The following is a 25,749-nucleotide window of genomic DNA, read 5'->3' as shown; positions in this document are numbered from 1 at the left end:
TCTCGTTTCTAGTATACTTCCTGACGATATGAAAAGAAGATATCAGTTCCTCTTTCCGACTCAAAACTTCGTTTTTGCTTCAAAAGACGGAAAGATTGCGTATAAAGCGAATGGCAGAATTCCAATCTATGAAAATCGTGATGACGCACTCTTACTTTTGCCGGGTTGGGAGGAAAAATACGAATGGAAAAACTTTATTCCACTTTCCGAGTTTCCAATTGTTCCTTCCCTCGACGGTAACAAGCGATTCACAACATGATTTGCAAACAATAACAACCCAACGATTAAAATGGGAATGATTACAAAAGTGACAAAGATGCTTTTCTTCCATTTCCAACTTTTCTGTTTAACATCAACTCTACTTGTGCCATAAAACCCCCCATTTATTAATGTTGAAATTTATTAAAATTTAAACATTTTTTATTTCAATAACATATTTGGAGCAGGATATTTCTATATAATCACGAATATAAATACTAATGGAAATATTAAAAAAAGGATGAATGGCATGAACGCTCACGATATCAAGCAAATAATCGTTGCACAACGTCTTTTTTTTGAAACGGAACAAACGAAAGATGTCAACTTTCGTTTAAAACAGCTCGATACACTTAGTAACGGACTGCTACGCTATGAACAAAAACTTTTAGATGCTTTAAAACAAGACTTGAACAAATCCGCTTTTGAAGCGTTTTTAGCTGAATTTGGCATGATTTTAGAAGAAATTCGTTACGTCAAACGAAAACTACGTTCATGGGTTCGTCCGCAACGTGTTCCAACACCAATCACACTATTCGGTGCTAAAAGCCGTATATATTCAGAGCCATACGGAGTCGTGCTCATTATATCTCCGTGGAACTACCCAATGTACTTAACGTTCGGTCCATTAATCGGTGCGATTGCAGCTGGAAACTGTGCGATCATTAAACCCTCCGAGCTCGTTCCGACAGTATCAGGCGTATTATCTGAAATGATAACGGATTTATTTCTGAAAGAATACGTCACTGTCATTGAAGGTGACGCTGAAACGAGCAGAACGATTCTCGAAGAAAAGTTTGACTATATTTTTTTCACTGGAAGCACTCATATTGGACGAAGCGTGATGAAACAAGCGGCCAAGCATTTAACACCGGTCACACTAGAACTCGGTGGGAAAAGCCCATGCATCGTAGATGAAACCGCAAATCTTCGACTTGCTGCAAAACGAATTGCTTGGGGAAAGTGTTTAAACGCTGGACAGACATGCATTGCACCTGATTATTTGCTCGTACATGAAAATATTAAAGAACCACTCATTGCAAAGCTAAAAGCAAACATTGCTAAATTGTATACGAACGACCCACTTACGAATGAAAATTGGCCCCACATCGTAAACGATCGTCATTTTGACCGGATTGTTCGTCTAATCGAAAATGAAAACATTGTCACAGGAGGAAAAAGTGATAGAGCGTCGCGAGCGATTGAACCAACCCTCCTTAACGATGTATCGTGGGACAGTCCTGTTATGCAAGAAGAAATATTCGGACCTGTTTTGCCGATCATCACGTATACCAATCTAGACGAAGCGATCGCAAAAGTTAAAGAAAAACCGAAACCGCTTGCTCTTTATTTATTTTCCGAAAATAAAACGAATCAAAATAAAGTGTTGCGCTCAGTATCGTTCGGAGGTGGTTGTATCAACGATACGATTTATCATATCGCAACCCCACATTTGCCATTCGGCGGAGTTGGAGACAGTGGTATAGGTGCATACCATGGGCGCTCGAGCTTCGATCTTTTCTCACATCAGAAAAGTATTTTAAAGCAAACAAATCGCTTCGATTTGCCCGTTCGCTATCCAACGATGAAAAATGGCTTATCACTGCTCAGACTCATTTTTACACGTGGTAAAAAAGTCGAACAAGTGCAGGAAAAATATGACGAAAAAGGATGAAGGCCATTGGATGAACAAGCAATGATTCATGAACTTACGAACATTCTCGGAGCAGACAGAGTAAGTCAAGCAGAAGACGTCGTAACAAAATATGCACGTGATACGTGGCCGTTTCGTCTTGTCGAACGCAAGTTTAGATCAATTCAAGAAATGCCACTTTGCGTCATTCACCCGAAAACGACCGAAGACGTATCAAAAACACTCGCTTTTTTAAATAAAAAAGGAGTAAACGTCGTCCCTTACGGTGGAGGCTCAAGTGTGACTGGCGCCGCTGAATCAACGCGACATAGTGTCGTCATCAATATGGGAAAGATGAACAACATCCTCCATCTCAATAAAGAAAATTTAACCGTTACTGCACAACCAGCGATTATTATGGCTCAACTTGAAAAATGGCTCAATGAACAAGACTTTATCGCTGGTCATTATCCACAATCGATTGAGCTCGCACAACTTGGCGGACTTATATCGACACGTAGTTCAGGTCAATTTAGTACGAAATACGGCAACATAGAAGATTTACTCATTGGACTAGAAGCTGTTTTGCCAAACGGAGACATCGTCCGAATAAAAAATAACCCACGCCGTTCAACAGGACCCGACTTACGCCAACTTTTCTTAGGGGCCGAAGGCATTTTCGGCATCATTACTGAAGTGACGCTAAAAGTTTTCCCGAAACCTGCTGATCGATGGAGCCAAGCATATGCTTTTGAAAGCGTTCGAAAAGGGCTCGAAAGCATTCAACAATTTATGCAAGCTGGCTGGAAACCAGCGGTCGTTCGTCTACATGATGAATTCGAGACATCACAAAAATATACAAAATATTTAAACAAAGGTGAAGCGATTTTATTACTTATTTCTGAAGGACCTGAGGGGTATGCCCAAGTCGAAGGCCATGCCCTCAACAAAATCGTTCAAGCGAATGGCGGAAGACCGTTAGGTGTTGGACCTGTTGAAGCATGGTTTGAACATCGAAATGAAGTTGGAGCTTTAGAAAAATTAACGAGCAGAGGAATGATCGTTGATACGATTGAAATTTCAGCGATGTGGTCGGATATTGCTAACATTTATGAACAAGTGACAAAACGACTGAGAAATGAGGTACCTGAATTAATTGCAATTTCAGGACATGCTTCACATGCGTATATGCAAGGAACGAACATTTATTTCGTTCTTGCGACGAAACCGTTGCAAAACTTAGACGAAGTGAAGCGAGTCTATTGGTCAATTTGGAACATTGTAATGGAAGTGACACTCGCAAATGATGGTTCAATCTGTCACCATCATGGAATTGGAAAATTACGAGCACAATGGATGCCCGCAGAACTGGGAAGCTCTTATTCACTACTTGAATTAATAAAACGCTCGCTAGATCCGAATGGCATTATGAACAAAGGCACACTGTTACCGTTGGAGGAACAGAAACTTGTCGATAGGTAAGTTTAAAAGCCTTAATTTTAATCCTAAAACAAACTGCGAAGAGGAGGGAAAACAATGCAAAAAAAGTTCATCCTTGCGATTGATGCTGGAACAACAGGGATTCGTACCGTTCTTTATCGCCATGACAGCACCCAAGTTGCATATACCTATCAAAAGATCACACAGTTCACACCGCAACCTGGCTGGCTCGAGCACGATCCAATGGAAATCTATGAAACGATCGTTCATTTAATTAAAACGACATGTAAACAAGCAAACATCACATCAGATGACATTGCCGCAATTGGAATTGCGACACAGCGCGGAACGACTGTCGCTTGGAGTCAAGCAACAGGAAAACCAATTCATCGTGCAATCGTGTGGCAAGATTTGCGCACTGTTGAACGATGCACTGAACTCACGAAGCTCATCGGAATCGACATAAATCCAAACTCAGCTTTTACAAAATACGAATGGCTGCTAAACAACATACCAAACTGCCGTGAACGAGTAGTTACTGGTGATGTGCTCATCGGAACATTAGATAGTTGGCTCGTATGGAAACTAACCGGCGGGCAAGCATTTATAACGGATGTTTCAAATGCAGTCGTTACAACTATGTGGAACCCTGTTTTAGGCAAATGGAGCCCTGAATTAGCAAGCCTGATCCAAATGCCTGTAGATAAGTTAGCAACGATTAAACCATCAAGCACCATTTATGGATTTACAGCAATCCCAGAAATGAATAGTAAAGTCCCGATTACTGCGATTTCAGGCGACCAGCAAGCAGCCATGTTCGGGCATCTTGCGACAGAGCCTGGCAATGGAAAAGCGACGTACGGCACTTCAGTGATGGTCAATGTCAACACAGGAAAACAGTGGGTTTTTGCTAAGAAGGGGTGTTATTCTTTAGCACTATGGCGTATGCACAATGTGGACACGTTTTGTTTGGAAGGCACTGTCATCACTGGGGGAGCAGCAATCGAATGGGCAAATGACCTTCGTCTTTTCGACTCTCCAGAAGAATGCGTAAAACTAGCTGAAAGTGTTCCACATAGTGGCGGTGTCTTTTTCATTCCTGCTCTCCAAGGACTCGGCACCCCATATCGAAAACCGGAAGCATCTGGTGCATTACTCGGTTTATCTCGATCAACGACAAAGGCACATATCGCTCGAGCGATACTCGAAGGTATTGCATTCCGTACCCGTCAAGTTGTTGAAACTATTAAGGAAAATTCACCTGTTGCTCTATTTGATACACTCCGTGTTGACGGCGGAATCGCAAAGAGTGACTTTTTCCTGCAATTGCAAGCAAACGTGCTTGGAATTCCTGTTGAGCGAGCAAACACTGTTCAAGTGACATCGCTAGGTGTAGCATACATGGCAGGTTTAGCTGTCGACTACTGGAAAAGTATCGAAGAGATTAAAGCGATGAAATCTACAAGCGCAATTTTCACGCCAGATGATAACCGAACAAATGTCGAGAAACAATTTGACATATGGACTACACTCATAAACTCTGTAACAAGCATACACTTAACGGAAACGGAAATTTCTTAATAAGGAGAGATGATTTGATGTCGGTCCATCCGTTTAGCCCAGAAGGGCGACTGCAAGCACTCAAAAATATGGAAAGTGAAACTGTTGATCTACTTATTATAGGTGGTGGAATCACAGGCTGTGGACTTGCTCGTGACGCCGTACTCCGAGGATTAAAAGTAGCACTTGTCGAAAAGGCTGACTTCGCTTACGGGACATCGAGCCGCTCCTCAAAGCTTGTACACGGCGGTATTCGCTATCTTGCTAATGGTGAAGTCAATTTAGTCCGTGAATCTGCTCGTGAACGAAAAGTACTGCAAACGATCGCCCCACATTTAATTCACCCGATTCCTTTCGTCATACCACTTTACAAAGGGAATAGTACGGCAAAATACCGCACAGGCTTCATCATTTTTGATAAATTAGCCGGAGTGCAACCATCCGATCAACACAAACTATTAAAAGCAGAAGAAGTTCGCAGTATAGCACCTTTGCTTCGCGAACCACTAAAAAGTGGCATCGTATATGGAGAATACATTACGGACGATGCACGCTTCACATTAGCAAATGCACAGTCTGCGGCCAAACACGGGGCATACATTGCAAACTATGCAGCCGTCACTCATTTTACATACGATAAAGACCGTGTCACTGGAGTAACTGTACAAGACTCAATTACGCATAAAGAATACAACATAAATGCAAAAGTGACAGTCAATACAACTGGTCCGTGGGCAGTAGAAACGTTACTAAGCTCAAATTTGTCACCACCAAAACGAATGCTACTTAGTAAAGGCATTCATTTGCTTTTCCGTTCCGATCGCATCCCTCTCGAAGGTGCCATTGCGTTACGCTCCCCATCGGGAAAAGAAGGCTTTGCGATTCGCCGTTTAGACTATGTATATATCGGTACTACTGATATCCCTCACGAAGGTGCAATCGATGAGCCAACAGCCGACTCACAAGCAATTCAAGAACTTTTAACGATGGCTCAACAGTGCTTTCCAGATGCGAATATAACCGAATACGATATTATTGGCACATGGGCTGGTCTGCGCCCGCTCATTGACGAAGGCAAATTAGCTAGAGACACATCACGTCATGATGAAGTCTGGAAAATAAAAAACGGATTACTTTCGATTGCCGGTGGAAAGCTTACAACGTATCGTCAAATGGCAAATCGAATTATGCAACTAGTTGCAAAAGAATTACAAGTCGAACTAGGAAACAATGACAAAACGGCAGAAGATATATTGCCTGGGGGTCACATCGAGCAAGACTACGATTCCTTTCAAAAGAACATGCAAATCAAGCTAATGCAAAAAGGAATCAAACAAAAAACCGCCGAACGTCTCACATGGCTTTACGGAACATTTATAACCAATTTACTTCACTATGGTGATGAAGACCCAATTTGGCTTGAACCGCTCGCTGAAGATGTGCATGCAATTAAAGGCGAAGTCCGACTTGCAGTTGAGCAAGAAATGGCACTTACGATTACTGACTTCATGGATCGCCGCTCCGCCTTGCTTTTGTTTAGTGAAAACCATGGTCTCTCTGCAATTGGCACAGTTGCTGACATCATGACCACGTTACTCGGCTGGGATGATGCGAAGCGGCAAAATGAAGTGGATCGTTACATTGACATCGCCAGTGCACATTCAGTTCCTATTATTAAAAACTAACTCTATTGTAGTCAGATTCTTTCAATCAAGCACTTGAATCTCCTTTGGTAGATCAAGAAACGACGGTTTACAAGCAATTCTCAATGAGTTGAGATGAAATCGATAAACTTATCGACGATAGAATCTAAAAAACTTAGCGTCGCCTCATCAATTAATTCACCAGAAGAGTCAAATTTCTCAGCGGCAAATGGAATTAGAATTTCATGTCCCCCTGGTGCAAGTACATTCGCTTGAATGCCAGGTGCTGATAAAATTTGTCGCAAATGCAACTGAGCCCGGACGGTACCAGCCATTCCGATTGTCACACCGACCGTCATGACGGGTTTGCTATTAAAAACTTTATCGACGCGAGACGCCCAATCAATTGCATTTTTTAACACGCCCGGAACGGACCAGTTATACTCAGGTGTTATTATCATCACCCCATCAGCTTCCAAAATGTCCTGTTTAAATTTTTTTACAACTTGTGGAGGAGCATGTTCTTCATCTTGATTAAAATGTGGCAAAGCTCCAATATTCGCTATTTTTAAATTCAACTTATATTTATATCGTTTTTGCATCATTTTTGCCAAATGCATATTATAAGATTCCTGTCTTAAACTGCCAACGAGCACAATGATGTTCATAAAATAGGTTCCCTTCTAAAATGTTTACAAATGTAATGTTATCCAAAAAATGAATGTAACCGACTGCAATCTATCATTGCAACAGTAAAAGTCCCTCATAAGGGAGACTGTCGATGTGAGAGCGCCATTCTTACTTATTTCATCTTCCGCATGAGATCAAGCGGTTTCACAGGCGCCTTTACTTTTGTTTTTACAATCATCATCGCTTGATTTGCTTTTTCAATCGGGGTCCCTTCTTCATTCCACAATTCTTCAATCGTTTGATACGAATGGGTAAAGCCTGGTCCGTAAAATTCCACTTCATCGCCAATACTAAAATGATTTCTCTGCTGGATTGTGGCGATTTGAGTTTCTTCATCATAATCTAACACTTGTCCGATAAACATATAACTAGGAATTTTACGTTGTTTTCCGAATAATTGCTGGTTTTCATCTGGAATCCCATAATAAAAGCCTGTTGCTAATTCACGTTGTGCCACTTTCCACAATTCATCTTCCCACTCTTGTTTGAAAACAAAGTTCTCAGGATCTTCACAGTACGCATCAATCACTTGACGATACACATTTGAAACCGTTGATACATAATGAATGGACTTCATTCGTCCTTCAATTTTCAAACTTTCGACCCCATTTTCAATAAAATCAGGAATTTGTTTAATCATGGACATGTCAACTGCACTCATTGAAAAAGCCTCCACAGGCTCTCCTGCCAATAACGATTGGCGTTCATTTAGCTCAGGCATTTCAAACAAATCGTATTTCCAACGACACGATTGTGAGCAGCCGCCTCGGTTCGCATCCCTATGAGACATATGATTTGAAAGCACACAACGACCTGAATATGAAATACACATCGCTCCGTGAATAAACGCTTCAATTTCAATATCGGTATTTTGACGAATTTCACGTATTTCATCCATACTCACTTCCCGAGCTAATACGACGCGCTCGAGTCCTTCTTCTTTCCAGAAATTAAGAGCTTCATAGTTTGTCGCTGACGCTTGCGTTGACAAATGGATCGGTAAGCCAGGCGCTTCCATGGCACAAATTTCAATAAGGGCCGGATCCGATACGATAACAGCATCAATCCCGATGTCACGCAACGTACGAAAATAGTCACCTGCTCCTTCCGTATCATTTTCATGAGCAACGATATTTGCAGCAACATACACTTTAGCGTTATGCTCTTTCGCAAACGCTAGCCCCTCTTGCATCTCTTCAATCGAAAAGTTTCCAGCGCGACTTCTCAGCCCATACTGCGTACCACCGATGTAAACGGCATCTGCACCGTAATGAATCGCCATTTTTAACTTTTCAAGCGTTCCAGCTGGTGCTAACAGTTCTGGTTTTTTCGTCATTGTTTTCATGATTCGTTTTACCCCACTCCTACTAGTTAATTTCACTTGGACTTTTTAAGAAAAATCCAGTATCCAACATTCTACTTTCAGGATGATATGTCAGTAACTCACCATTTAACTTCTCATATAATTCCGGCGACCCTTTCCCTTCAATAATCGCCCGTTTTGCTTCGACGAAAAGACTCGCAATCTTGACAAACCGCTCACCTTTCGTAAAAATTCCGTCCAACTTCCAACGAGTCAAGTTCGCTTGCATCAACTCGTCGACATGCTTCAATAAGTTAATGTCATACGTTGCAAAAATGTGTGTACCATTTACATCTTCAAAGACAGAGTATTGCGTATCTGAATTTTTATATTCGGATAAAAATAAACCTTCTTCTTTTGACGGTGATTTCGTTTGCTCTGTAAAATTAAAATAGTTGTTAACGAGCGGACGCTTCGATTGATAAATACACGTCGCACCATACACTTGCACCTCAATCGGAACGGACACTTGTTGCTGAATCGCACGTAATTCTTCAAACGTTAGTTCCCTCGCAACGACAGCACCTGTTGCTCCTCGTTTAACCCAAAAGTTAATTTGGTTTGCGCTCGTCACCATCGTCTGTGCATCATAAATATAAGGAAGCGCAATTTTATTTTTTCTTAATAGATGAATAACACCCGTATCGCCAACTGTAATCGCATCGACACGAATCGATTGCAAAAACTCTAAGTACTGCACGACCTTCGCTATTCGATCATTATGCATAATCGCATTAACTGATACGATTACACGCTTGTTTTGCTCATGTGCAATTTTTACGATTTCGGCAATCTCTTCTTTTCCCAAAGAAGCTGGCATACGGAGTCCATACGTATCTTCACCTGCATAAATTGTATCGACACCTGCTGCAAGCAATGATGTTGCTTGTTTAACCGATTCTGCAGTTGCTATGATTTCAATCATTCTTTTAACTCCCCTAAAAAAACATTCTTCCTTTTAATGTACTAACTTTTCGTTGACAAGACCAACGTAAAATTTGCCATTCAACGTGAAAGACAGGCTATCTCAATCTACTAGCATTATAGGTAATCACTAGCTAAACGACACATTTACAAACTTTTTATGGCAAAGTATAATACCCGTCGTAGATGTCATTCGCTTGTTTTTTAGATACACGATGATACGTAACATCTTCGAAAGATAGCGTATCTTTTCCTTTCATTTGAAGCGTTGTTGAATAGCCTGACATCGTTACTTTTATTTCGGATGAACTTACGTGCTCAATGTTCGTAAATTCATAATGAAACATAACGTCTGAAAATGCAACTGCACAAGCCCAATACGTATTCGTAATATGACAAGCCTCACTTTTATCTGTGCTTAACCAATATCCTTCCGCGTCACCAATCCCTTGTTCTTTCAATTTTTCTTCTGATTTTTTCCGCTCTTTTTTTACTTTTTTGGCTACTTTACGTTCTTTCTGTTCTACAGCTTTCACTTCTACATTTTCTTTCGCTGTTTTGAGCAGCGACTCAAATTTGTGCTTTACGCCAGTGAAAGCAGGATGGCTTAAATCTTGTTTTAACACTTCTTCAATTACTTTTATCGTATCATGATACTTTTCATTATCAAATTGGTCTTTGGCGGTTTGATACGTTTCTTCGTACATTTTGATACTATCCTTAAATTTGTCAATATCTTCTTTTAAAACACTCGCTCTTTCAACTAAACGTTCAGAACCGTCTTCTATCTCAGTCACTTTTACTACTGCATCATTTGCAGCTTCAAGATTGCCTTTATTGAACTTTAATAAAGCGAGTTGAAATGATTGTGTCTGCTTGAGTAGGGTTATTGCTTTATTATCATCTTTTTTCTCATCTAACGCTCGTTTAAAACATGCTTCAGCTTCTATATATTCTTCGTTCTCAATTGCATCGTAACCTTGTTGCATCACTTCTTCGTAAGCCTTATTGGAGCAGCCGATCACGAATAATAGACTTGCAAAAATAATGACTACATAAAACTTCCGCATATCCATCTTCCCCCCCCCCAATCATGCAAACACATCCATAAAGCGTGTTAATTTTATCAGAACTGGCAATATTATAGCATATAGAGCCCCAAAAAAAGACTGCTAGGTTCTAGCCTAACAGTCCAAAATCGTAACCTCTTTAATCGTCATGTTGATAATCGACTTCGACTTGAATGAATTGAGTGCTTCCTGAAGTTTCAACATGTTTCCCGACAAGTTTCTCTCCATTATCTCCATACGTATCACGAATCAATCTCCATTGTTGACCCGTGCCTGGATTAAACTCAAATGTGAAGTACGGTTCTTCAGAATATTCGTAACCCATTTTCAAGTCAAATGTTCCGTCAGGATTCACTCTTGTCGAATCCCTTTTTGACGTCCTCGAATATTTACCTGTAATATAGCTACCTTCATGCAAATTTGAACGTCCTTTAATATAGAAAAACTCTTTATCATCTGTTATTTCATCAACTTCAATCCAAACGCGGGGATCGCTGTAATCTTCAGGCTTTTCCTCCCACTCAAGTGCTGTTAATTCGTGTGTATCTGTATCTGCGTCTTGAGTTAATTGAACACGGACTTCCGCCCTTTTCTTCACTTCATTCCAGTGTTCATCTAAATAAACGTAAGGACCTTCTAATTTTTCACCATGCTCACCATAATGCTCAATAATCTCTTCATCTTGTAAACTTGAAAAATCGAACGTTATGACAACTTCCGCATCGCCGTACTTGTGATGGTCCATTTCCATTTGAAACTTGCCTTTGTCTGAGACGACTTCAGTCGTATCAGTAAAAACCTCTTCTCCATCGTCAACAAGTACTTTACCCGTTACTCGTGAACCAGGAAGCAAATTGCTTTCACCTTCAACGACAATTTTATCATCTTTTTCAATCACTTTACCGCCAATTTCAACTTCGACATCGCCAAGCTTCTTTCCGCAAGCACCAAGTAAAACAACTATACTTAGCAAACTAGCAATGACAAGCTTATTCTTCATTTTCTTCCTCATCCCACGGAATCCGTTTTTCTATAAACTGTTTATCCGTATTGTATTTATTCTGTTCAACGAGCTCGCCGACAAGCTTTTGTCCATTTTTCCCGTACGCTTCCTCAATTTCATTCCATTGAAAATTAGATGGATCAAATGTTATGACAAGATCTTCATCCTCAAGGTATTCATAATCAAATTTAAAATGAAATGACCCGTCAGGTAATACTTTCGTTTCGTCTCGATTATACCTATATTCAACTTCCAACTTACTTCCCTCAAGAAGATTGCTACGGCCACTTATATAGAAAAATTCTCCGTCTTCTGTAATTTCATCAACTTCAATCCAGACACGCGGATCGCCATAATCGTCCGGAAGCTTATTCCATTCTGGCGCTTTAAAGACGAGCTCATTCTTTTCATCTGGATGATAGGCTATGCGAGCTTCCGCTTTTTTAAAAATTCCATCATATTCCTTATGTTTGTAAATAAACGGTCCTTCAAGCTTTTGTCCACGTTCACCGTAATGACGCTTAATTTCATCTTCTTGGACACCATTTAAATCAAACTTAATGACAATTTCTGCCTCTCCGTATTTGTGATGATCAATTTCCATCGTAAAGCTCCCGTCATTAGCGACAACCTCAGTAGAATTTGCAAATGGCTCTTCCTCGTTATCTTCAACCCAAACTTCGCCGACGACTCTCGACCCTGGTAAAAGATTCGTTGTTCCATCTATGATGAAAGCGCCGCCTTCCTCTGTCACCGTTCCGCCCAATTCAACGTGATAGCTTCCAAGATCACCGTTCGCACTTTCAGCTTTTTCCTCTTTCGTTTTTTCTCCATCTGATTCCGCAGCATCACTGCCTGCATTCTCATTCCAACTTCCACACCCGCTTAAAAGGAACGCACTCAACAGTACGATAAACAGCGTGATCGTTTTCTTTTTCAACTCGCATACCCCCATTTTCTTATCTTAAATTAATAACAATTTCGACACGTCGGTTTTTCGCTTGCCCTGCTTCAGTTTCATTTGATGCGATCGGCTTCGTATCACCATATCCTTTAGTCGTAAACGTCGCATTTTTTACATCACCTTGCTCAGTAAAAAACTTTTTAACTTCTTCTGCACGTTGCTCTGAAAGCTTCATATTATAGTCGGAATCACCAACATTGTCAGTATGCCCGTTAATGACAATCTCAGCATCTTGTTTAAATTGCTTAAGCGTCTTGCTAATTTCCGTTAACGTCTTTTTTGCATCCGCTTTTAAATCGTATTTATCAAAGTCAAATAAAACATTATCAGGAACACTCATCGTCACTTCTGTTCCGTCTATCGTTAAATCAACATTATCAGGTACTTGAATTTCTGTTGATTCTAGCTCAACTTCCTTTTCAATAAACTGTCGATCATTATATTTATTGACGACTACGAGATCGCCGACGAGCTTTTGCCCATCTTTTCCATACGCTTCTTCAATCGTATTCCACTGATAATCAAACGGTTTAAATTCGATAATGAATGGTGTATCTTCTTGATATTCATATTCAATTTTTAAATCAAACGATCCATCAGGCATCACAAGAGTCTCATCCTGATTAAGATGAAATTTACCTCTAATTTTACTGCCTTCAAGCAAATTACTACGCCCGTGCAAATAGTAATACTCTTGATCATTATTAATTTCTTCAATTTCAATCCAGACGCGTGGATCACCGATATCTTCAGGGATCTCATACCAATCTGGTTCCTTAAAATGTCGCACCGCTAGCTCTTCCTCTGGTACGAACGTGACTTCTGCTTTCGCTTGTTGGTATATATCTTTCGGAGAACGACCGCCAACCTTACGCTGATGTTGATAAATGTATGGTCCTGTCAGCTTTTGCCCCCGATCACCGTAATGTCGTTTAATTTCATCCTTTTGGTTGCCATCAAAGTGGAAGCGCACTGCTACTTTCGTTTCTTCTTTATAATCGTGATGATCAATTTCCATATGGAACGTTCCATCTTCTTGTACGAGTTCAGACGTATGTGCAAACACTGTATCGTCCTCTACGAGCACTTCTCCAATGACGCGTGAGCCAGGCAGAAGATTGCTTTCCCCATGAATTATAATTTTGTCTTCGGTTTCAATCATTTCTCCGCCAAGATAAACATCATAATCACCTAATGCACGTTTATCGCCTTCATCATTCTCTTGTTCGTGTTCCTCTTCTGTTTCAACACGTTCTTCCTCTTCAACCGGTGTTTCCGTTTCCTTTGAAGGTTCTGAATTTGCTTTTTCCTGCTTATTCTCGTCGTTACAAGCGACGAACAGAAGCATACTCATTAATAAGCAAAGAAGAAATAGGCCATTCCGATTCACGCCCACCGCACCGTACCTCCATCCCTGTATTTAATTTCTTTTCCCACATGTCAAATATCTGTACATCCTTCGGATTACAGTTACTATTAACCAGATAAGTCTCTTTAAAAATTGGCGAGAAAATCATTAAATAAAGTCTCGCTATATAGATTACCGCATAACGAATGAAAGAACGTTACTTTTTGTTAAAATGAGAGAAAGAACCAATGTAAAAGGTCTATTACTTTACATTAAATAACAATAATAAATTACTTTAGATGCGGAAAGAGACGAGAGGGAGATTTGTCTATCATACGAAAGAAGGGATTAACTTAAAGAGAACTTTACAAGTTATTAATGTTTTGACGATTCTTGACAATCGATGGATGGCGCCTATTCAATAATAACCTTAAAGTTTACAACCTTAGGAGGCATTTGATTGGAGGACAAAACATACGCTTCAAAAATTAAAGGAATCTGAACGGAAAAGTCGAAAGCAATTGATTATGACAGCCACTATTCACCTATTCGGAAAAGAACAAATTTCAAAAGTCGGTATGCATGATATTGATCATGAAGCTTGGTTCACCAGCTCTTATTTATCGGCATTTTAAAGCTCGAGATGAGCTATTGATCGAAGCTTTTGTTAAAAAAAGCAAAAAATGATAAAAGGGTTTGAACCCCATCTTTCTAACCGACAAGCTGTCTCGATCAAAAATTCTTCCGCTTTTTATTAAATAACTCTACACTGTTTAGAATGATAGCGTATTTTTACTCGAACATACGCTTGTAGAAAAACTTACTTCATTAATTGGAGAATTATTTATGCAAGCCACTACCAATGAATAACGCCCCAATCGATGCAACAGCAACAACTAGTTTCCCGTCCAATACATAGCTCATCGTTATAGCCTCTCGCTCATTTTTTGTAATGTATGAGCATACGTACTATAATCTTCTTCCGAAAATAACACCATAACCACTTTTCCAAAATGAGTAACCTGTAAAAATTGCATGAGCGTAGTAAGAGCCACTTGTGAGGCACGATCTACCGGAAACCGATACACGCCTGTTGAAATCGACGGAAATGCAATACTCGTTAACTTATATTGTTGTGCAAGTCGCAAGCTATTTTTATAACAATTAGCTAGTAATGCTTCTTCATTATAGCCTCCCCCTTGCCAAACTGGTCCAACGGTATGGATAATGTATTGCGCTGGCAATTTATATCCTTTTGTAATCACGGCATCCCCAGTTGGAAGCTCTTCTCCTTGCAACTGTTCTTGGCGGATTATTTTGCACTCAACGAGCAATTCAGGTCCCGCAACACGATGAATCGCTCCATCGACACCACCTCCACCGAGTAACGTTCCGTTAGCCGCATTCACAATTGCTTCGGTCTCCTGTTTCGTAATATCATCAGTAACAAGCATCAACGTGTTGCCATTTACTTTAATTTCCATACGTTTCACCTCTTGTAACATAGCATCATTCTTCTTTCTATCATACAAAACTTTCACCTTTTTCAAAAACCTTGCAAATTTTGTCGTTTAATATTGAAAATGAGTCTTTCCTAGTAGTTATAAGTTCGCTATTTTTGCTTAATTTCTATGGTAAACTATTCTTAAACCAGGTGCTTTGCAATAAATATATATTAAGAAGGGAGCTGAAAATCAATGGGCATACTCATTGGTTTTATTGTAATTATTGTAGTCATTGTTGGGTTTTTCATCGCTTCATACAACTCACTCGTTAAATTAAGAAACTGGGTGAAAGAATCGTGGAGTCAAATTGATGTGCAACTGAAACGCCGCTACGACTTGATTCCAAACTTAGTTGAAACCGTAAAAGGGTATGCAGCACATGAACAGGAAACGCTTGAAAAGGTGATCCAAGCGAGGAATCAACTCGTACAAGGAACGCCTCAAGAACGAATTGAAGCTGATAACATGATCCAGGGAGCTTTAAAATCAATTTTTGCCTTGTCTGAAGCATATCCAGACTTAAAAGCGAATCAAAACTTTTTAAAACTTCAGGAAGAGCTGACCACTACAGAAAACAAAGTCGCCTATTCACGACAGCTTTACAACAAAACAGTCGCTGACTACAACATCAAACGCGAAACATTTCCAACTGTATTAATTGCTAGCACGCTCGGATTCCAAAAAGAAGAACAGCTTACAATTCCTGAAGAAGAACGTGAAGCACCACGTGTTTCGTTTTAACTTGGGAGGATAATTGATGCTTTATAAGCAAATCGAACAAAATAAGCGTAAAACTATTTTACTAATGTTGCTATTTAGTGTAACTGTTCTCGTAATTGGGTGGGCAGTGGGCTATCTGTTCAATGGAGATTACTTTTCAGGACCAATCATTGCGCTTATCATTCTGGCAATTTACTTGCCAATTACTTACATGAGCGCCAATGCACAAGTGCTTAAAATGTCTGGTGCAAAAGAAATTCAAAAAGAAGACAACCCGATGCTTTTTAATATTGTCGAAGAACTTTCACTAGCCGCCCGTATCCCGATGCCAAAAATTTATATCGTTAACGACCCTGCACCGAACGCATTCGCAACGGGAACGAAGCCTGAAAATGGTGTCGTCGCATTCACAACAGGGTTACTTGAGCGGCTGAACCGTGAAGAACTTGAAGGGGTTGCCGCCCATGAAATTGCACACATTCGCAATTACGATATTCGGCTGATGACCGTCTGTATCGCATTAGTCGCTGTAGTTGCGCTCATTGCAGAAATTGGAATGCGTATGTTTTATGTCCGTGGGGGAAGAAACCGCAATCAGCGTACACACCCCGCCTTGCTTATTTTAGCGATTGTTTTCGTCATTTTAGCTCCGCTTGCAGCTCGGTTTGTCCACTTTGCAGTATCGCGTAACCGCGAATATTTGGCCGATGCAACCGCAGTGGAACTAACGAGAAACAAAGTTGGTTTAAAAAACGCACTTATAAAAATAAGTCATAGCGATCTTGATGTAAAGAAAGCAACAGAAGCATCTGCTGCTATGTACATTTCTAACCCTTTTCGAAATAAGACAAAGAAAAAAACAAATTGGTTCGCAACCCACCCACCGATCGAAAGCCGAGTCGAACGACTCGAAAATATGTAAAATCAGCTCCATCATACAAAAGTGTGAAGGAGCTATTTTTTTGTAAGACTCGTATATTAAACATTCTAAGTAAATAGCCTATGTCGATGACCCTATAAACAAATAAATTGATAGACCTAATGAATCATTAATTTTAGAAATCGATTTTCACCACAAATGAATAGAAGTAATTTAGCACTTCCACCAAAATAGAATGACAGGTATACAACAATGAAAAATAAAGCAAGGCACAATAATAATTATAATCGTGACAATTCATTCTCATAACGACATGCCATCTTTGTATTGATTTTTTAGCCATCGTTGGTAGCCACTGCAAGTAACAGAAAAGTATTTGGGTACCAATTTTTGGAGTTTGGGCATTTCCATTGACTTTTAGAAAATCAACATGTAACGTATAATCTAGCAATTAAATACCCCGTTTCTTATCAAGAGAGGTGGAGGGACTGGCCCTGTGAAGCCTCAGCAACAGACTGCATGTCGTGCAGTACTGTGCTAATTCCAGAAGCGTCACGCTTGGAGATAAGAAGAGTATTAAGAAAGCTCAAACCTCTTCTTCATTTTCAGGAAGGGGTTTTTTGATTGCAAAATCTATAGAAAGAAGGAATTTACATTGCCACCATTTAAAGCAGACCATGTCGGGAGTTTGCTCCGACCTGAGCGCTTACACAAAGCACGCAAAGCGGTCAAAGAAGGTCAAATCACTAAGGACGAGCTACGTAACGTCGAAACAGAAGAAATTGCACGCATCGTTGATAAACAGATTGAAATTGGACTTGAAGCGGTCACAGACGGAGAGTTCAGACGTTCATTCTGGCATATCGACTTCCTTGAACATTTAAATGGTATGGAAGGGTACGTACCTAAAAGAGGTATCCAATTTAAAGACGTCGAAACTGAACCTTACGACATCCGAAACATCGGAAAGATCTCTTGGAATTCGGAGCACCCTTTCATTCAAAACTTTATCGAATTTAATAACATCGTTGCAGGCCGTGCAGTTGCAAAACAAACGATCCCGAGTCCAAACCAATTATTCCACCTCGGCATTCGCAACCGAGACATTTATACGAACGTTGAAGACTATGCAAATGATATTATTCAAACGTACCGCGATGCACTGCACGCCTTTTACAATGCAGGTGTCCGCTATTTGCAGCTTGATGACGTGTACATTGCAGGCCTCGGTGCACCTGATCTTTTCTTCTATGAACAAGGCTACTCAAGACAAGAATTAATTGATTTAGCGCTTAGCGTAACGAACGGTGTCTTAGAAGGAAAGCCAGACGATCTTTACGTCACAACACACTTGTGCCGCGGAAACTATCGCTCTACATGGGCTTTTGAAGCGAGCTATGGTCTCATTGCCAACACATTGTTTGCGAAAGAGCAAGTCGATGGATTTTTCTTAGAATACGATGATGAACGTTCGGGTGACTTCAGACCTTTAAAGCATATTCCTGACGGCGGTGCACAGGTCGTTCTAGGCCTCATTACATCAAAAAGAGGCGAGCTTGAAAACAAAGAAGCGATAAAGACCCGTATTAAAGAAGCATCCCAATACGTTCCGCTTGAACAGCTATGTTTAAGCCCTCAATGCGGTTTTGCTTCGACACATCATGGCAACATTTTAACGGAAGAAGAACAGTGGAACAAACTCAAATTTATCGTTGACATTGCAAATGAAGTTTGGAACTAATTTTTACAAAAGCAGGTTGAATTTCCTCACCTGCTTTTTCTTCACTTTTTATGCTAATCTTTCTGTAAACACAAACTTTAGGTATGCAACTAATGGATGAATATATAAAACAATGAATTGAAATTATGAAATGTTTTGAAAAAAAAGGATTGAAAGGATAACAGAATGGAAGTATACGTCGCTCGCCAACCCATTTTTAACAAAATAGAAGATGTCGTAGCATATGGAGCTTCTTTATCGAAGCGGTAAATCAAATGCATTCTCAGTGACGAATGAAGATAAAGCAACGGTTAATGTTATTATTATAATTTTTTAAACATTGGCATTTTTGAAATATCACAAGGGAAACCATGCTTTATTAATTTTACCAAAAAACTATTAGAGTTTGATCTTCCAACTTATTTTGACCCGTCGGAAATTGTAATTGAAGTTTTAGAAAATGTCGTCCCTAATCCAAAATTAATAACCATCTGTCAAAGGCTAAACAGCCTCGGTTACACACTCGCACTCGATGACTTCGTCTTTCACGAAAGTGACCCGTATATTCTCGAATTATTAAAGCACGTCAACATTTTAAAAGTAGACTTTCAAAACACGTCACAACAGATGCGTAGAAAAATTGAAAAACTAGCGAAGTCACAACATCTACACCTTTTAGCAGAAAAAGTGGAGACAAGAAACGAGTTCGAAGAAGCAAAAAAGTATGAATATGTTTATTTCCAAAGCTACTTTTTCTCAAAACCTGTCATTTTTTCCTCCTATGATGTGCCAACATATGTTCATATCTATTTTAACATTGTCCAAAAGTTATCTGAGAAAGAACCTAACATTCAGGCGATTGCCTTAATTGAAAGAGACCTTTCCTTGTCTTATCAACTACTAAAATTAATTAATTCTTCTGCACTTCGCCCAAAATATAAATTCACTCGATCATACAAGCGATCACTTATTTAGGCTGAAATGAAATTAAAAAATGGATCTATGTCCTTGCACTTAGAAATTTTTTAGGTGAAAAACATATGCCGAGCGAAGTGATTCACACATGTTTAGTGAGAGCAAAAATGTGCAAAGAAATCGGTAAACTTCAGAACAAAACATCTTCAGATACCGGTTATTTTATGACAGGATTATTTTCACTTATGGATTCCATTTTAGGCATTCCTACGGAAAAAATATTAAAAGACTTGCCGATTACCGATGAAGTAAGCCATGCACTTAAAGGAAACGACAATCACCACAAACAAGTGCTAAACTTAGTCATCACTGTAAAAAACGGAGAATGGTCAACGGTTAGCGAACAAAGTAAAGCCCACCATATTAAGGAAAGCGATGTTTATCACATTTATAGAAAATCTCTAAAATGGTCCGTTGAACTTTAGTGAAGTAGGCACCTTTATTTTTTCATCGGTCTAGCGCAATATAGTGAATGCTTCCGCCGATAATGAAACCACTTGTTCATAATCAAAAGAAAGAAAATAAACTAGCTTAGCGGAAGTATTCTAAATGTCTCGAACGAACCGATTCAAGATAAAACAAAAAACAACGTTACCTCCTTCTCCCCTTCACCTCTAACTCTTGATTGAAAAATCCTTCTCTAGGAATAAACGAATCAAACCCACCCCCACAGCCTCTCAATTTTTTTATTGTAAAAAACCCCAATTCCTTTTGTATTGAAAAGGAATGGAAATGGTGATATTATAAAAACTAACTTCAATTCCTATAATTATGGTATGTTTAATATAATTGATTGGAATTAACGAAAATAAGACCCAATTGGAATGGGAGTGGAAAACGTTTTGAATCATAACATATCAAAAAATGTAGAAAAAAACTTGCAAAATTCACCATCACATCTAACTTCGGAAGGAATTAAATCGATTAACCGAACGATCCCCCTTTCCAAAAAGCGATGGACCAAAGGAATGGAAGCAAGTATAAAGGGATTCTCCATCGTTATTATTGTGTCACTTTGGTATCTCGTTACAAAATTGGAACTCGTCTCACCCACTTTATTTCCTTCTCCAGCGTCAACGTGGGCAGCTTTTACGGACCTTCTTACACATGGTTACAAAGGAAATATGCTTTGGGAACACTGGGGACATAGTATGTTCCGAATGCTTCTTGCATTTTTGTTAGCAATAGCTACGGCCATTCCACTAGGCTTACTGAGCGGATATTCATCAAAAGTTCAAGCAGCTTTAGATCCACTCGTTGAATTTTATCGTCCGATTCCACCACTAGCTTATTATGTTTTACTCATTCTTTGGTTTGGCATCGGAGATCTATCTAAAATTGTACTGTTATATTTGGCTGCATTTCCTCCAATGTACATTGCTGCGATGTCAGCTGTTCGAGGTGTACATGAAGACCAAATTTATTCCGCTCAAAGTTTAGGCGCAAACAAGTGGCAAGAATTTCGTTATGTCATTTTCCCTTCGTGTTTACCAAATATTTTTACTGGTTTGCGTACCGCAACAGGATTTACCTATACGACACTTGTTGCTTCTGAAGTTGTAGCAGCGGTAAATGGGATCGGATGGATGGTGCTTGATGCAAGTAAGTTTTTACGAAGTGATATTATGCTAGTCGGTATTATTATTATGGGTTTAACAGGTATCTTCCTAGATTGGTTGATCCGCATCGCAGAAAGAAAAGCTGTGCCATGGAAAGGGAAAGCTTAAATATTGAACTATCGGTCGATTACATGAACTACAAATTATATCGTTCTGAACTATCGATGTCAGAATCACCTTGATTGCATACAAGTCACGAAAACAATAAAACTAACACCATTTAGTTAAAAATTAGAAGTCATGCTCGCAAAAATGAAACATGAAGGAGATTTTACTCATGGCATTCGTAGAAGATGTCGCAAAACAACAACGTCCAAATGTCATCGAAATCCGAGATCTTAATTTAGATTATAAAGCTGGGCTTCAAAGCGTATCCGCATTAAAAAATATCCACCTAAACATTCAAGAAGGTAGTTTTGTTTGTGTGCTTGGCCCGTCTGGATGTGGGAAAACAACACTTCTTCGTATTATTGCCGGATTTTTACAACCGACCAGTGGTGAGGTTTTTCTTGATGGAGATCCCATTCCAGACAAACCAGATAAGCATCGAGGAGTCGTTTTTCAGCAACCAACACTCTACCCTTGGCTCAACATCGAGCAAAATGTGGAATTTGGATTGAAAATGCGAAAAATTCCTTTGCATGAACGTCAAAACGTTGTACATGAATATTTAAAAATGGTTGGTTTGGAAAAATTTAAAAAGCTGGCGCCTTACGAGTTATCTGGGGGAATGAAACAACGTGCATCGATTGCCCGAGCACTTGTCAATGATCCGCGAATCATCTTAATGGATGAACCGTTCGGTGCCTTAGATGCAATGGCAAAAGAGCAGATGCAAGAGGTCATTCGCTCCATTTGGAAAGAAACAAACAAAACAATCTTTTTTATTACGCATGATGTAGAAGAAGCTTTGCTTCTCGGAACGAACATCATTATCATGTCAGCGCGCCCAGGACAAATCATCAAACAATACGACAACCAACTTCCGTATGAAATTGGGAATGGACAAAGTCGTAAATTTAGGTCGACAACAGAGTTCATCGAAAAGCGCGAAGAAATCGTAAGTTTGATACAGCTTTAACTAGTTATCTTTAAATTTACATTTTGAATATTCTATTATGAAGGGACGAATTAAAATGAAAAAGTTTAAATTTAACACGATTTATTTTTTACTTATAGCTTTTCTACTCGTTTTAAATGCTTGTAGCAATCAATCAGGTGATTCAAAAGAACCGAAATCGAATACTGAAACGAGTGATACTGTTGTATTTAATATCGGTTATCAATCGATACCTAATGTGGAAATTCTCACAAAGTCATTAGGATTAATCGAAGAAAAACTTAAAGAAATGAACGTAGAAGTAAAGTGGCATCATTTTGACACAGGAATTGATGTCAATATGGCTGTTGCTGCTGGAAGTATCGATGCTGGTTTAGTCGGGACACCGATGGCAGCAAGCGGAATATCTCAAGATCTTTCGTATAAAGTCGTCTGGATTTATGACGTTCTTGGAGATAACGAAGCCTTAGTTGTGAAAGAAAATAGTGGCATTAAATCATTAGAAGATTTAGAAGGAAAAGATATTGCCGTTACATTTGGTTCAACCCCACACTATATGCTGTTAAATGCTCTTAAATTGAATAACATCGATGAAAATTCCGTTACACTTTTAGATATGCAGCCACAAGATATATTCGCGGCTTGGGAAGGGGATCTGATCGATGGTGGATACGTCTGGCAACCGGTGTTAGGGAATATGGCGAATCGTGGCGGTAACGTCATCCTTACGAGCGGAGACCTCGCAAATGATGGGTTAATTACAGCAGAAGTCTGTGTTGTTAATACTGACTTTATTGAAAAACATCCTGACATTGTTGAAAAATATATCGAAGCTTTTCATAATGGCGTTGAGTTTTTCCGTTCTTCTCCTGAAGAAGCTTATCAAATCGTAGCTGATGAATTAGAAATTTCAGTCGAAGATGCTTCTGAAACGATGGATCAATTAATATGGTTGAATGCCAAAGAACAAGCTAGTGAAAAATATTTAGGTGGCGATATGGCAGACGTATTAAAAGATACCGCTGATTTTTTAGTTAATCAAAAATCAATCACTTCTGCCCCTGATTTAGAAGCTTTCAAAAAAGCAATCGATCCACAATTTGTCAATGCAATTGCTCAATAAGAACAAGTTCATAGAAATATAGAAAACGTAACTCTCTATTTCCTCTCCCCCTAGTACCGATTCAATTTGAAAATGATTTAATCCGTAAACCTATCATATAAACATAAGGTTAGAAAGGGGTTAATTGTTAATGACAAATCACAACTTAAAAATAGATCAACTGTATGAAAAAGCGAATCGCCATTTATGGCAAAGTTTAAGTGAATCTGATGAAAACTCAAAAACGCAGATTGCAGTTAAAGGGGAAGGCGCCTGGTCAATCGATCTTGACGGAAACAGATATTTTGAAGCAACCTCTGTGCATAGCTGTCTAAACTTAGGCTATGGTCATGAAGAACTGATTGAAGCTGCAACAGAACAAATGAAACATTTAGCTTATTTCACACCTGCAAAATTACAAATTCCAGCCATTGAACTAGCAACAAAACTAAGCGACATTCTTCAAGGAAATTACACGACGTTTTTTTCCACGAGTGGTTCAGAGGCAAACGAAGTGGCATTAAAAATAGCGAGACAGTATCACATTCAAAGTGGAAATCCTAACAAATATAAATTTATCTCACATTATAACGGTTACCACGGGGGAACTTTAGGTGTCCAAAATGTATCTTCAACGCCTGTTTTTAAATCGGACTTTCCAGGATTGATGACACCTGGATTTATACACGTGCTACCGCCTTATGAGTATCGCCCACCATTCGGAAATCAAACAGAAAGTATTGAACAAAGTGTTGCTAACTATATTGAGGAAGTTATTCAACGCGAACAACCCGAAACGATCGCTGGTATCTTTGTAGAGCCTGTCCTTTTTGCTGGTGGTTGCATCGTACCTTCACAAGAATATTTACAACTACTATCGAAGATTTGTAGGAAATATGAGATTTTATTAATCGTTGATGAAGTCGTCACAGGTTTTGGAAAAACGGGGAAATGGTTTGGCTTCATGCACTCTAAGGGCGTTCAGCCAGACATCGTTACGATGGCGAAAGGAATGACGGGAGCCTATATCCCATTAGCAGCAACATCAGTACGTGAAAAAATATATCGCACATTTAAAAGAAAAGGCAATCAGTTTAATCACTTTTCAACGATGGGGCCTCATCCGGTCGGATGCGCCGTTGCTTTAAAGAATATCGAAATTATTGAAAGAGACAAGCTCATGAACAAAGTTTCCAAACAAAGTGATACCATTTTGAGTAGGCTACACGAATTAAAATCGTTAAATATCGTTGGAGATGTACGTGGAATCGGATTTCTTTATGGAATTGAGCTTGTCAGTAATAAAAAAACGAAAAAACCGCTAAATGATGAAAGGATATCTCAAATTACTGCAGCATGTGAGGACAAAGGGCTTCATTTTGCGATGGACGAAAACGTCATCCGTTTAAATCCACCACTTATATCAACAGAAAACGACTTACATTTCTTAGTCGATACGCTAACAGCCGTGCTAAAAGATTTTAACCTTTAATTAACGGATTCTTCGGACTGCACTCCAAAAAAATTGGAGGTGCAGTTCTTTTTGACTTATATTCATTTTCAATTAACAAGTACAGCCCTGTAAAGACTAAGATGATATACAGCGCTATTTGAAAGTGGTACTCACTGATACGCCTAAATAATCGTTGACCGACAAACATACCGATAAAAACAAACGGCTATGCAAACCCACTCGCCATCCACGTCAACTTCGTCGTTCCCCCAACACTCACTTGAACCCCTACACTTAGCGAATAAATAACTAAATAAAACACGAGCGTCGTACTTCATACTATCGCTTTATCTGTATGCGTCCCTGCAAAGTAAAGAAGCACCGGTGGACCTGGCATCCCAATACTTGTCGTTAATAGTCCCGCCATACTACCTACGATAAGATCTCGAAGTTTCGTTTGCTTCATACGGAAGTTTAAAAGAAGCATAATCGTTAAACTTATAATGACGAGGCTAATACTGAGTTTTAATGTTGAAAGGTCGAGCAATAAAAACAAAAACATACCAACTGGCAGACCGACAGCACTTCCGATTAGTAGTCGCTTCAACATACCACCGTGAACATCTTGTTTTATTTTCGTATAAAGCACAACAGAAATTACAAACGATAAAATTAAATTAATTTGAATCGCTTCCGCCGGCTTAAATAATAGCAATAAAAAAGGCGTCGCCAAAATCAAAAATCAAATCCTGTACTTGATTGCAATGTCGACGCAAACAAAATAATAATAATAATAAATAAAAGAATATCCAACCAAAC

At 39.3% G+C, this 25,749-nt stretch carries 23 protein-coding genes and 1 riboswitch; of the genes, 14 read left to right on the top strand and 9 right to left on the bottom strand.

Annotated elements, in window-relative coordinates:
• Window positions 1–28 precede the first annotated feature (28 nt).
• The 5 genes from ABU914_RS02255 to ABU914_RS02235 all read left to right on the top strand — a co-directional run bounded on the left by ABU914_RS02255 (window position 29) and on the right by ABU914_RS02235 (window position 6,576).
• Entirely contained in the window at window positions 29–259 is a 231-nt protein-coding gene (locus ABU914_RS02255) for a penicillin acylase family protein (protein WP_379668135.1), read from the top strand.
• A gap of 240 nt (window positions 260–499) precedes the next feature.
• Complete coding sequence (locus tag ABU914_RS02250; protein WP_483880141.1) at window positions 500–1,933, top strand: aldehyde dehydrogenase; 1,434 nt, start codon at window positions 500–502, stop codon at window positions 1,931–1,933.
• A 6-nt stretch (window positions 1,934–1,939) separates the two neighbouring features.
• Window positions 1,940–3,373, top strand: coding sequence for an FAD-binding oxidoreductase (locus ABU914_RS02245; RefSeq protein ID WP_379668134.1), 1,434 nt, complete (start codon window positions 1,940–1,942; stop codon window positions 3,371–3,373).
• A gap of 54 nt (window positions 3,374–3,427) precedes the next feature.
• Window positions 3,428–4,912 carry an FGGY family carbohydrate kinase gene (locus ABU914_RS02240; protein WP_379668133.1) on the top strand — a complete coding sequence of 495 codons (1,485 nt, stop codon included), beginning with the start codon at window positions 3,428–3,430 and terminating at the stop codon, window positions 4,910–4,912.
• Between the two features lie 17 nt (window positions 4,913–4,929).
• The gene (locus tag ABU914_RS02235; RefSeq protein WP_379668132.1) at window positions 4,930–6,576 is read left to right on the top strand and encodes a glycerol-3-phosphate dehydrogenase/oxidase; all 1,647 of its coding nucleotides are present in this window, start codon (window positions 4,930–4,932) and stop codon (window positions 6,574–6,576) included.
• 80 nt (window positions 6,577–6,656) lie between these two features.
• Here the strand turns inward: ABU914_RS02235 and ABU914_RS02230 are convergent, their stop codons facing one another.
• The 8 genes from ABU914_RS02230 to ABU914_RS02195 all read right to left on the bottom strand — a co-directional run bounded on the left by ABU914_RS02230 (window position 6,657) and on the right by ABU914_RS02195 (window position 15,380).
• The gene (locus ABU914_RS02230) at window positions 6,657–7,202 is read right to left on the bottom strand and encodes an NADPH-dependent FMN reductase (protein ID WP_379668131.1); all 546 of its coding nucleotides are present in this window, start codon (window positions 7,200–7,202) and stop codon (window positions 6,657–6,659) included.
• Between the two features lie 134 nt (window positions 7,203–7,336).
• Window positions 7,337–8,569, bottom strand: a complete 1,233-nt coding sequence (locus ABU914_RS02225; protein ID WP_379668130.1) for a peptidase U32 family protein — start codon at window positions 8,567–8,569, stop codon at window positions 7,337–7,339.
• Between the two features lie 22 nt (window positions 8,570–8,591).
• Window positions 8,592–9,512, bottom strand: a complete 921-nt coding sequence (locus ABU914_RS02220) for a peptidase U32 family protein (protein ID WP_379668129.1) — start codon at window positions 9,510–9,512, stop codon at window positions 8,592–8,594.
• A 157-nt stretch (window positions 9,513–9,669) separates the two neighbouring features.
• The gene (locus ABU914_RS02215) at window positions 9,670–10,587 is read right to left on the bottom strand and encodes a tetratricopeptide repeat protein (protein WP_379668128.1); all 918 of its coding nucleotides are present in this window, start codon (window positions 10,585–10,587) and stop codon (window positions 9,670–9,672) included.
• A gap of 133 nt (window positions 10,588–10,720) precedes the next feature.
• The gene (locus tag ABU914_RS02210; protein WP_379668127.1) at window positions 10,721–11,581 is read right to left on the bottom strand and encodes a hypothetical protein; all 861 of its coding nucleotides are present in this window, start codon (window positions 11,579–11,581) and stop codon (window positions 10,721–10,723) included.
• The gene (locus ABU914_RS02205) at window positions 11,571–12,524 is read right to left on the bottom strand and encodes a hypothetical protein (protein WP_379668126.1); all 954 of its coding nucleotides are present in this window, start codon (window positions 12,522–12,524) and stop codon (window positions 11,571–11,573) included. The genes ABU914_RS02210 and ABU914_RS02205 overlap by 11 nt, the downstream gene beginning before the upstream one ends.
• 19 nt (window positions 12,525–12,543) lie before the next feature.
• Window positions 12,544–13,944, bottom strand: a complete 1,401-nt coding sequence (locus ABU914_RS02200; RefSeq protein ID WP_379668125.1) for an OmpA family protein — start codon at window positions 13,942–13,944, stop codon at window positions 12,544–12,546.
• 878 nt (window positions 13,945–14,822) lie between these two features.
• A complete protein-coding gene (locus ABU914_RS02195) occupies window positions 14,823–15,380 on the bottom strand; it encodes an O-acetyl-ADP-ribose deacetylase (RefSeq protein ID WP_379668124.1) in 558 nt (185 codons plus the stop codon).
• A 213-nt stretch (window positions 15,381–15,593) separates the two neighbouring features.
• Between ABU914_RS02195 and ABU914_RS02190 the strand changes: the two genes are divergently transcribed.
• From ABU914_RS02190 to ABU914_RS02150, 9 genes are all read left to right on the top strand, one after another.
• A complete protein-coding gene (locus ABU914_RS02190) occupies window positions 15,594–16,142 on the top strand; it encodes a LemA family protein (RefSeq protein WP_379668123.1) in 549 nt (182 codons plus the stop codon).
• Window positions 16,143–16,158: 16 nt separating this feature from the next.
• Window positions 16,159–17,043, top strand: a complete 885-nt coding sequence (gene htpX / locus ABU914_RS02185; RefSeq protein ID WP_379668122.1) for a zinc metalloprotease HtpX — start codon at window positions 16,159–16,161, stop codon at window positions 17,041–17,043.
• 422 nt (window positions 17,044–17,465) lie between these two features.
• Window positions 17,466–17,572: riboswitch (SAM riboswitch) on the top strand.
• 84 nt (window positions 17,573–17,656) lie between these two features.
• Window positions 17,657–18,742, top strand: coding sequence for a 5-methyltetrahydropteroyltriglutamate--homocysteine S-methyltransferase (locus ABU914_RS02180; protein ID WP_379668121.1), 1,086 nt, complete (start codon window positions 17,657–17,659; stop codon window positions 18,740–18,742).
• Window positions 18,743–19,060: 318 nt separating this feature from the next.
• Window positions 19,061–19,696, top strand: coding sequence for an EAL and HDOD domain-containing protein (locus ABU914_RS02175; protein ID WP_379668221.1), 636 nt, complete (start codon window positions 19,061–19,063; stop codon window positions 19,694–19,696).
• A 65-nt stretch (window positions 19,697–19,761) separates the two neighbouring features.
• The gene (locus tag ABU914_RS02170) at window positions 19,762–20,121 is read left to right on the top strand and encodes a YuxH family protein (RefSeq protein ID WP_379668120.1); all 360 of its coding nucleotides are present in this window, start codon (window positions 19,762–19,764) and stop codon (window positions 20,119–20,121) included.
• Between the two features lie 417 nt (window positions 20,122–20,538).
• Window positions 20,539–21,423, top strand: a complete 885-nt coding sequence (locus tag ABU914_RS02165) for an ABC transporter permease (RefSeq protein WP_379668119.1) — start codon at window positions 20,539–20,541, stop codon at window positions 21,421–21,423.
• Window positions 21,424–21,592: 169 nt separating this feature from the next.
• Complete coding sequence (locus ABU914_RS02160; RefSeq protein ID WP_379668118.1) at window positions 21,593–22,396, top strand: ABC transporter ATP-binding protein; 804 nt, start codon at window positions 21,593–21,595, stop codon at window positions 22,394–22,396.
• 55 nt (window positions 22,397–22,451) lie between these two features.
• Window positions 22,452–23,498, top strand: a complete 1,047-nt coding sequence (locus tag ABU914_RS02155; protein WP_379668117.1) for a taurine ABC transporter substrate-binding protein — start codon at window positions 22,452–22,454, stop codon at window positions 23,496–23,498.
• Window positions 23,499–23,628: 130 nt separating this feature from the next.
• A complete protein-coding gene (locus ABU914_RS02150) occupies window positions 23,629–24,969 on the top strand; it encodes an aminotransferase (RefSeq protein WP_379668116.1) in 1,341 nt (446 codons plus the stop codon).
• A 295-nt stretch (window positions 24,970–25,264) separates the two neighbouring features.
• Here the strand turns inward: ABU914_RS02150 and ABU914_RS02145 are convergent, their stop codons facing one another.
• Window positions 25,265–25,669 carry a TSUP family transporter gene (locus tag ABU914_RS02145; protein ID WP_379668115.1) on the bottom strand — a complete coding sequence of 135 codons (405 nt, stop codon included), beginning with the start codon at window positions 25,667–25,669 and terminating at the stop codon, window positions 25,265–25,267.
• Window positions 25,670–25,749: the final 80 nt, after the last annotated feature.

Origin of the sequence: Pueribacillus sp. YX66, assembly GCF_041725775.1 — a bacterium.
In the GTDB taxonomy this organism is placed as follows: domain Bacteria; phylum Bacillota; class Bacilli; order Bacillales; family UBA6769; genus Pueribacillus.
Note: the sequence above shows the minus strand (reverse complement) of the source record. Positions and strands in the feature narration are given on the sequence as shown.